Genomic DNA, 6,222 nt, shown 5'->3' on the forward strand with positions numbered 1-6,222 from the left:
CCAGCAAGGGCATTCACATGTCGCGCCTCTATCTGCGCATGGACGCCTTCTCCAATGAGGCGCCGCTTTCCGTGGCCGGCCTGCGGCAGTTGCTGGAAGACTTCATCGCCTCTCACGACGGCCTGAGCGACAGCGCCCATGTGGCCTTCCGCTTCGAATACTACGAGCGCCGCCCCTCACTGCTGAGCGACAACAGCGGCTGGAAGCACTATCCGGTGGAGGTGCGTGCCCGGCTGCGCCGGGGCGCGTTCGCCTGCGAGCTGGGCGTGGAAGTGCCCTACTCCTCCACCTGCCCCTGCTCCGCCGCCCTGTCGCGCCAGCTGATCCAGCAGGCCTTTGCCGAGCGCTTCGCCGGGCAGGAGCAGATTTCCCTTGAAGAAGCGCTGGCCTGGCTGGCCACGCCGGAGGGCGTCAACGCCACCCCACACAGCCAGCGCTCCATCGCCCAGGTGCGCGTGCGCCTGCAGCCGGAAGCGGAGCTGGACATCTCCGCCCTGATCAGCCTGATCGAAGGCGCCCTGCAGACGCCGGTGCAGGCCGCCGTCAAGCGGGAGGACGAGCAGGAGTTCGCCCGCCTCAACGCCGCCAACCTCATGTTCTGCGAGGACGCCGCCCGCCGCCTGCAACAGGCCCTCAACGCCGCGGAAGAACAGTTCGCCGACTACTGGGCGCGGGTCAACCACTATGAGAGTCTGCATCCGCATGATGCCGTGGCGGTGGTCACCAAGGGCGTGTCCGGCGGCTATCCGGACGACCCCGAACTGGTGTGCAAGCGCTGAGGCACGCCCGCTTTTACTGAGCGGGTCGGTCCCATCCGGTCCACCCGCCGGTGCCTGTCAGTCTTTCTCTCCGTCCCGATCCTCACATCCCCGACCACAGCAGTCGGGCACCGGGTCCTCGCCCGGCGTGGCGCCCGGGTGGCAGCGGCTGATGCGCCGGATGGCCAGCCAACCGCCGCAGAAGAGGCCATGCCTTTTCAGCGCTTCCACGGTGTAGGCGGAGCAGGTGGGGTAATAGCAGCAGCGGGGCCCCATCAGCGGGCTGATCAGCTTCTGATACAGCCGCACCAGCCCGATGACCGGCCAGGCCAGCACACGCCCGACCCGCTTGGCTACAATGGTGGCAGGTTTGTCATCATTCGAGGAAGTCATGTCCACCATTCTCATCCGCAACGCCACCGTGGTCAACGAAGGCCGCATCTTTCCCGCCGACGTGTTCATCGCCCACGGCCGTATCGAACAGATCGCCCCACAGATCGACCGCGCCGCAGACCGGGAGATCGACGCCACCGGCCTGCATCTTCTGCCCGGCTTCATCGACGATCAGGTGCATTTCCGCGAACCGGGCCTGACCCACAAGGCGGACATTGCCTCCGAGTCCCGCGCCGCACTGGCCGGCGGCACCACCAGCTACATGGAGATGCCCAACGTCAACCCGCCTACCGTGACGCTGGAGGCGCTGGAGGCCAAACACGCCCGCGCCGCGGAGACCAGCTGGGTCAACTACAGCTTCTATCTGGGGGCCACCAACGACAATGTGGAAGAGATCAAGCGCCTCGACCCCGGACAGGCCTGCGGCGTGAAGATCTTCATGGGCAGCTCCACCGGCAACATGCTGGTGGATCGGGACGAAGCGCTGCGGCAGATCTTCCTCAACAGCCCCGTGCTCATCGCCACCCACTGCGAGGACACCCCCATGATTCAGGCCCGCGAGGCTGAATACCGGGAAAAATACGGCGATGAGGTGCCCTTCTCCGCCCATCCGGACATCCGCTGCCGCGAGGCCTGCTACAAATCCTCCAGCCACGCGGTGGAACTGGCGAAGGAGACCGGCGCCCAGCTGCACATCCTGCACATCACCACCGCCGAGGAGCTGGAACTGTTCCAGCCCGGCCCGGTCACCGGCAAGCAGATCACCGCCGAGGCCTGCGTGCACCACCTGTGGTTCTGTGACGAGGACTACGCCGACAAGGGCAGCCTGATCAAATGCAACCCGGCGGTCAAAAGTCGTGCCGACCGGGACGCCATCCGCCAGGCGGTCATCGACGGGCGCATCGATGTCATCGCCACCGATCACGCCCCGCACACGCTGGAAGAAAAGCATCAGCCCTATTTCAGCGCGCCGTCCGGCCTGCCGCAGGTGCAGCGCAGCCTGCAGGCCCTGCTGGACCTCTACCATCAGGGCGTCTTTCCGCTGGAACTGATCGTGGAAAAGACCAGCCACGCCGTGGCGGAGCGCTTCCAGATCAGCAAGCGGGGCTACATCCGCGAGGGCTGGTGGGCCGATCTGGTGCTGGTGGACCTCGCCCGCCCCGACCCCGACACCCGCGAGGCCGCCCTCTACAAATGCGGCTGGTCACCGTGGGAGGGCCACACCTTCCAGAGCACCGTCGTGGGCACGCTGGTCAACGGGGAACTGAAATACTGGCAGGGCCGGTTCGCGCCCTTCACCCCCGGCATGCGGCTGGCCTTCGACCGCTGACTTTGCATGACGTAACCTTTTGCGTTACCATCATGATCAGAAGCTTTCGCTGCAAACAGACCGAGGCATTTTTTCATGGCAGGCGCATTCCGCGCTTTCGGTCTTTCGAGTCCGTTGCCATGCGCAAGCTGCAGCAGTTGAATGCCGCCTGTGAGCTGGAATTTCTGCGCATTCCACCGGGCAATCGCCTGGAGGCACTGCAAGGGGATCGGGCGGGGCAGTACAGCATTCGCATCAACAATCAGTGGCGCATATGCTTTCGCTGGGAAAACGGCCATGCATGGGATGTGGAAATCGTGGACTATCATTGAGGAATCAGCACATGCGTGAAGTTCCCCCTGTTCACCCCGGTGAAATTCTGCTGAAAGACTGGTTGGAACCATTGGGTATCAGCCAATATGCACTGGCCAAGGCCATCGGTGTCCCTCGACGGCGAATCAATGAGATCGTGCAGGGCAAACGAGCCATCACCGCCGATACCGCCACGCGGTTGGGTGCTTTTTTTGGCGTAGCCGCAGAAAACTGGCTGGCCTTGCAGGCACACTACGATGCCGAATGCACTCGCCAGAAGATCGCCGCCGAACTCAGCGCCATTCCACCCTACACACAGTTACAGAAGGACGCTCATCATGCGTGAATTCATCTCCATCAACCCCGCCACCGGGGAAGAGAACGGCCGGGTGGCCCGCTGGGACGATGAACGGCTGGATCAGGCGCTCGCTTACGCGGGCTACGCCTTCCGGGACTGGCAGCACAAGGCGGACGCACCCACCCGCGCCGGCTGGCTCCGCGCGGTGGCCGAGCGGCTGCGGGCGCGGCGCGACGAGCTGGCCGAGCTGATGACCCGAGAGATGGGCAAGCGCATTGCCGAGGCCCGCGCCGAGATCGACAAATGCGCCTGGGTGTGCGACTTCTACGCCGAACAGGCGCCGGCCATGCTGGCCGACGAGGTGGTGGAGACCGAAGCGCGCCAGAGCCGGGTCGTGTTCCAGCCGCTGGGCGTGGTGCTGCTGGTCATGCCGTGGAACTTCCCCTTCTGGCAGGTGTTCCGCGCCGCCGCACCGGCGCTGGCCGCCGGCAACGCGGTGGCCCTCAAGCACGCCAGCAACGTGCCCCTGTGCGCGCAGGCCATCGAGTCGGTCTTTCAGGAAGCGGGGCTGCCGGAAGACCTTTTCACCAACCTGATGATCGGCGCCGATCAGGTGGAGCGGGCCATCCGCCACGAACAGGTGCGCGGCATCGCGCTCACCGGCTCCGAGGCGGCGGGCCGCGCCGTGGCCGCCATCGCGGGGCGGGCGCTGAAAAAGTGCGTGCTGGAGCTGGGCGGCTCCGACCCCTTCGTCATCCTGCCGGACGCGGATCTGGACAAGGTGGTGCCCATGGCGCTCAAGGCCCGTTTTCAGAACATGGGGCAGAGCTGCATCGCCGCCAAGCGCTTTCTGGTGGACGAGACCCAGGCACCGGAATTCATTGAGCGCTTCCGCGCCGCCATCGAGGCGCATTTCGTGCCCGGCGATCCGCTGGATGAGGCCATCACCCTCGGCCCCATGGCCAGCCAGAAGCTGCTGGACGAGCTGCACAATCAGGTGGTGCGCGCTCAGGACTACGGCGCCCGCGTGGTCATCGGTGGCCATCAGCTGGAGCGTCCCGGCGCCTACTACGCCCCTACCCTGCTGACGGATGTCACCACCTCCAACCCCGCCTTTCAGGAAGAGCTGTTCGGCCCGGTGGCCACCGTCACCACCTACACCGAACCCTCCCATGCGCTGGGGCTGGCCAACGCCACCCGCTTCGGACTGGGCGGCTCGGTGTGGACGGAAGATGTCGCCACCGGCGAGGCCATCGCGCTGGGCATGCAGTGCGGCTGCGCCTTCGTCAACGACATGGTGCGCTCCGACCCGCGCCTGCCCTTCGGCGGCGTGAAGGACTCCGGCTGGGGCCGCGAGCTGAGCCGCTACGGCCTGCTGGAGTTCGTCAACATCAAGACGCTGTGGATCGGCGGTTGAAAAGCCGCCGCCTCGGCGCCATGATGAACCTGTCATTCAAGGAAAGGAGCGCGACATGAGCATCTATCTGAACATCCAGCCGAGCGAAGAGGCCCGCAGACTGGGCAACCGCACCTTCTGGCTCGGCGTGGCGCTGATCATCGTGGGCACGCTGGGCATCGTGCTGCCCGAGGTGATGGCGCTGGCCATCAACTTCATGATCGCCTGGCTGCTGATTCTCGGCGGCGTGCTGGCCGGCTACTTCACCTGGCTGTCGCCGGACAGGGATCTGGGCCGCTGGGCCAAACCGGTGCTGCTGCTGGTCATCGGCGTGCTGCTGGCGCTGCTGCCGCAGGTGGCCATCGCCACGCTGACGCTGCTGCTGGCGGTCTATTTCATCATGGACAGCTTCATGAACGTGGTGCTGGCCCGGCAGATCTACCCGCTGGAAGGCTGGGGGCTGACGGCCCTCAACGCGCTGGTCACCTTCATGCTGGCCCTGCTGGCACTGTGGCAGTTCCCGCAAAACACCCCGGTGTTCCTCGGCGTGATCGTGGGCGTGAGCCTGCTGTTCGACGGCATTGTCATGGCCCGTGTCGGCTGGGCGCTGAAAAAGCGCAGCGAGGTGGTCATTGATGAGTGATCTGACCCTCGTCAGCCTCAACATCGGCCGCGGACAGACCCGCCACTGGCGCGGCAAGACGGTGGAAACCGCCATCGAGAAACACCCCGTGTTCGGCGAGGTGGCCCTCACGGAGGCCGGCCTTGCGGGCGATGAGCAGAAAGACACGAAGAACCACGGCGGCCCGGACAAGGCCGTGCTGGCCATCCCCGCGGGCAACTACGCCCGCTTCGGCGTCTTCTGGCACTGGGGCGCGCTGGGCGAGAACCTCACCCTGCCGGATGCGCTCAACGAAACCGTCGTCCGCCTCGGCGACCGCCTGAGGGTGGGCGACGCGCTGCTTGAGGTGACCCAGCCCCGCTCCCCCTGCTGGAAGCTGGACGAGCTGGGCAGCGCGTTCACCGGTCGCAAGGGTTTCCTGCAGCGCTACGCCGCCAGCGGGCGGGTGGGCATCTACCTGCGCGTGCTGGAGGCGGCCCCGCTGCGGGTCGGCCAGCCGCTGGAACATCTGCCGGGAGAGCAAGCCGCCCCCACCATCCACGACCTTTTTCTGGCCAAGCATGCCGGCGGCAGAACCCCCGAGCAGCGTGAGATCATCGAACAGGCTCTGTCCCACCCCGCCCTGTCACAGGCGTGGCGGGACGAGCTGACCCGCCTGCTCAGTCAAACTTGATATAGGCCCAGCCGCGGTTCTGCAGGTCGATCAGCCGGGTGTAGGCGTCGAACACCGGCTGCACGCCCGGCAGCACCGCATCCGGCGTGAAGCCATAGGCCTTGAGCGTCACATTGCACACCTCCACGTGCACGCCATGGTCGATCAGCTCCTGGATGATGGCCCGGTTGGGATTGACGGCGAAGGGGTCGTTGAACACCCGCTGCCAGCCGGCATCCTCCAGCGCCTGCAGGGCGGCCTGCCCGTGCAGCACCACATGGATGTCCAGATCCTCCATCTTCACGCCCTGCTTCTTGTAGGACTCCAGCAGCCCACGCACATAGTAGAGCCCCTTGCCGATGCCGGTGCCCGGCGTCACCGCGCCGGTGTCGATGTCGTAGGCCACCTTGATGCCCGTCTTCTGCTGCACCGTGACGACAGACGGCTTCTCCGCCGCCACGGCAGTCCCCAGCAGCAGAACC

The 6,222-nt window shown here is 65.9% G+C and carries 9 protein-coding genes; 7 read left to right on the top strand and 2 right to left on the bottom strand.

Going from position 1 to position 6,222, the window contains the following annotated elements; genetic code table 11:
- On the top strand, positions 1-779 hold a 779-nt coding region (gene folE2 / locus F8K16_RS05170), incomplete at its 5' end, for a GTP cyclohydrolase FolE2 (protein ID WP_294947884.1).
- Between the two features lie 57 nt (positions 780-836).
- Here folE2 and yidD read toward each other — a convergent pair.
- Complete coding sequence (gene yidD, locus F8K16_RS05175; RefSeq protein ID WP_367122730.1) at positions 837-1,151, bottom strand: membrane protein insertion efficiency factor YidD; 315 nt, start codon at positions 1,149-1,151, stop codon at positions 837-839.
- On the opposite strand from yidD, the gene F8K16_RS05180 reads away from it, so the two are divergent.
- From F8K16_RS05180 to F8K16_RS05205, 6 genes are read left to right on the top strand one after another with little or no spacing between them, the layout of a single operon-like run.
- Positions 1,150-2,481 (top strand): dihydroorotase, encoded by a 1,332-nt coding sequence (locus tag F8K16_RS05180; protein WP_294947887.1) that lies wholly within the window; start codon positions 1,150-1,152, stop codon positions 2,479-2,481. The two genes, yidD and F8K16_RS05180, sit on opposite strands and share 2 nt — an antisense overlap.
- Before the next feature lie 32 nt (positions 2,482-2,513).
- Positions 2,514-2,792 carry a type II toxin-antitoxin system RelE/ParE family toxin gene (locus F8K16_RS05185; protein WP_294947890.1) on the top strand — a complete coding sequence of 93 codons (279 nt, stop codon included), beginning with the start codon at positions 2,514-2,516 and terminating at the stop codon, positions 2,790-2,792.
- 11 nt (positions 2,793-2,803) lie between these two features.
- Positions 2,804-3,118, top strand: coding sequence for a HigA family addiction module antitoxin (locus F8K16_RS05190; protein ID WP_294947893.1), 315 nt, complete (start codon positions 2,804-2,806; stop codon positions 3,116-3,118).
- Positions 3,111-4,487 (top strand): NAD-dependent succinate-semialdehyde dehydrogenase, encoded by a 1,377-nt coding sequence (locus F8K16_RS05195; protein ID WP_294947896.1) that lies wholly within the window; start codon positions 3,111-3,113, stop codon positions 4,485-4,487. Before F8K16_RS05190 ends, F8K16_RS05195 begins: the two co-directional genes overlap by 8 nt.
- Before the next feature lie 55 nt (positions 4,488-4,542).
- Positions 4,543-5,109 (top strand): HdeD family acid-resistance protein, encoded by a 567-nt coding sequence (locus F8K16_RS05200; protein ID WP_294947898.1) that lies wholly within the window; start codon positions 4,543-4,545, stop codon positions 5,107-5,109.
- The gene (locus F8K16_RS05205; RefSeq protein WP_294947900.1) at positions 5,102-5,761 is read left to right on the top strand and encodes an MOSC domain-containing protein; all 660 of its coding nucleotides are present in this window, start codon (positions 5,102-5,104) and stop codon (positions 5,759-5,761) included. The genes F8K16_RS05200 and F8K16_RS05205 overlap by 8 nt, the downstream gene beginning before the upstream one ends.
- Here F8K16_RS05205 and F8K16_RS05210 read toward each other — a convergent pair.
- A partial coding sequence (locus F8K16_RS05210; protein ID WP_294947903.1) for a DsrE family protein occupies positions 5,748-6,222 on the bottom strand: 475 nt, incomplete at its 5' end. The two genes, F8K16_RS05205 and F8K16_RS05210, sit on opposite strands and share 14 nt — an antisense overlap.

Origin of the sequence: Sulfurivirga sp. (assembly GCF_015490265.1) — a bacterium.
In the GTDB taxonomy this organism is placed as follows: domain Bacteria; phylum Pseudomonadota; class Gammaproteobacteria; order Thiomicrospirales; family Thiomicrospiraceae; genus Sulfurivirga.

Excerpts from the sequence above, each read along its gene's own strand:
- F8K16_RS05200 (WP_294947898.1), top strand. The coding sequence starts at position 4,543 with ATGAGCATCTATCTGAACATCCAGCCGAGCGAAGAGGCCCGCAGACTG.
- F8K16_RS05205 (WP_294947900.1), top strand. The coding sequence starts at position 5,102 with ATGAGTGATCTGACCCTCGTCAGCCTCAACATCGGCCGCGGACAGACC.
- yidD (WP_367122730.1), bottom strand. The coding sequence starts at position 1,151 with ATGACTTCCTCGAATGATGACAAACCTGCCACCATTGTAGCCAAGCGG.
- F8K16_RS05190 (WP_294947893.1), top strand. The coding sequence starts at position 2,804 with ATGCGTGAAGTTCCCCCTGTTCACCCCGGTGAAATTCTGCTGAAAGAC.
- F8K16_RS05180 (WP_294947887.1), top strand. The coding sequence starts at position 1,150 with ATGTCCACCATTCTCATCCGCAACGCCACCGTGGTCAACGAAGGCCGC.
- F8K16_RS05195 (WP_294947896.1), top strand. The coding sequence starts at position 3,111 with ATGCGTGAATTCATCTCCATCAACCCCGCCACCGGGGAAGAGAACGGC.
- F8K16_RS05185 (WP_294947890.1), top strand. The coding sequence starts at position 2,514 with ATGATCAGAAGCTTTCGCTGCAAACAGACCGAGGCATTTTTTCATGGC.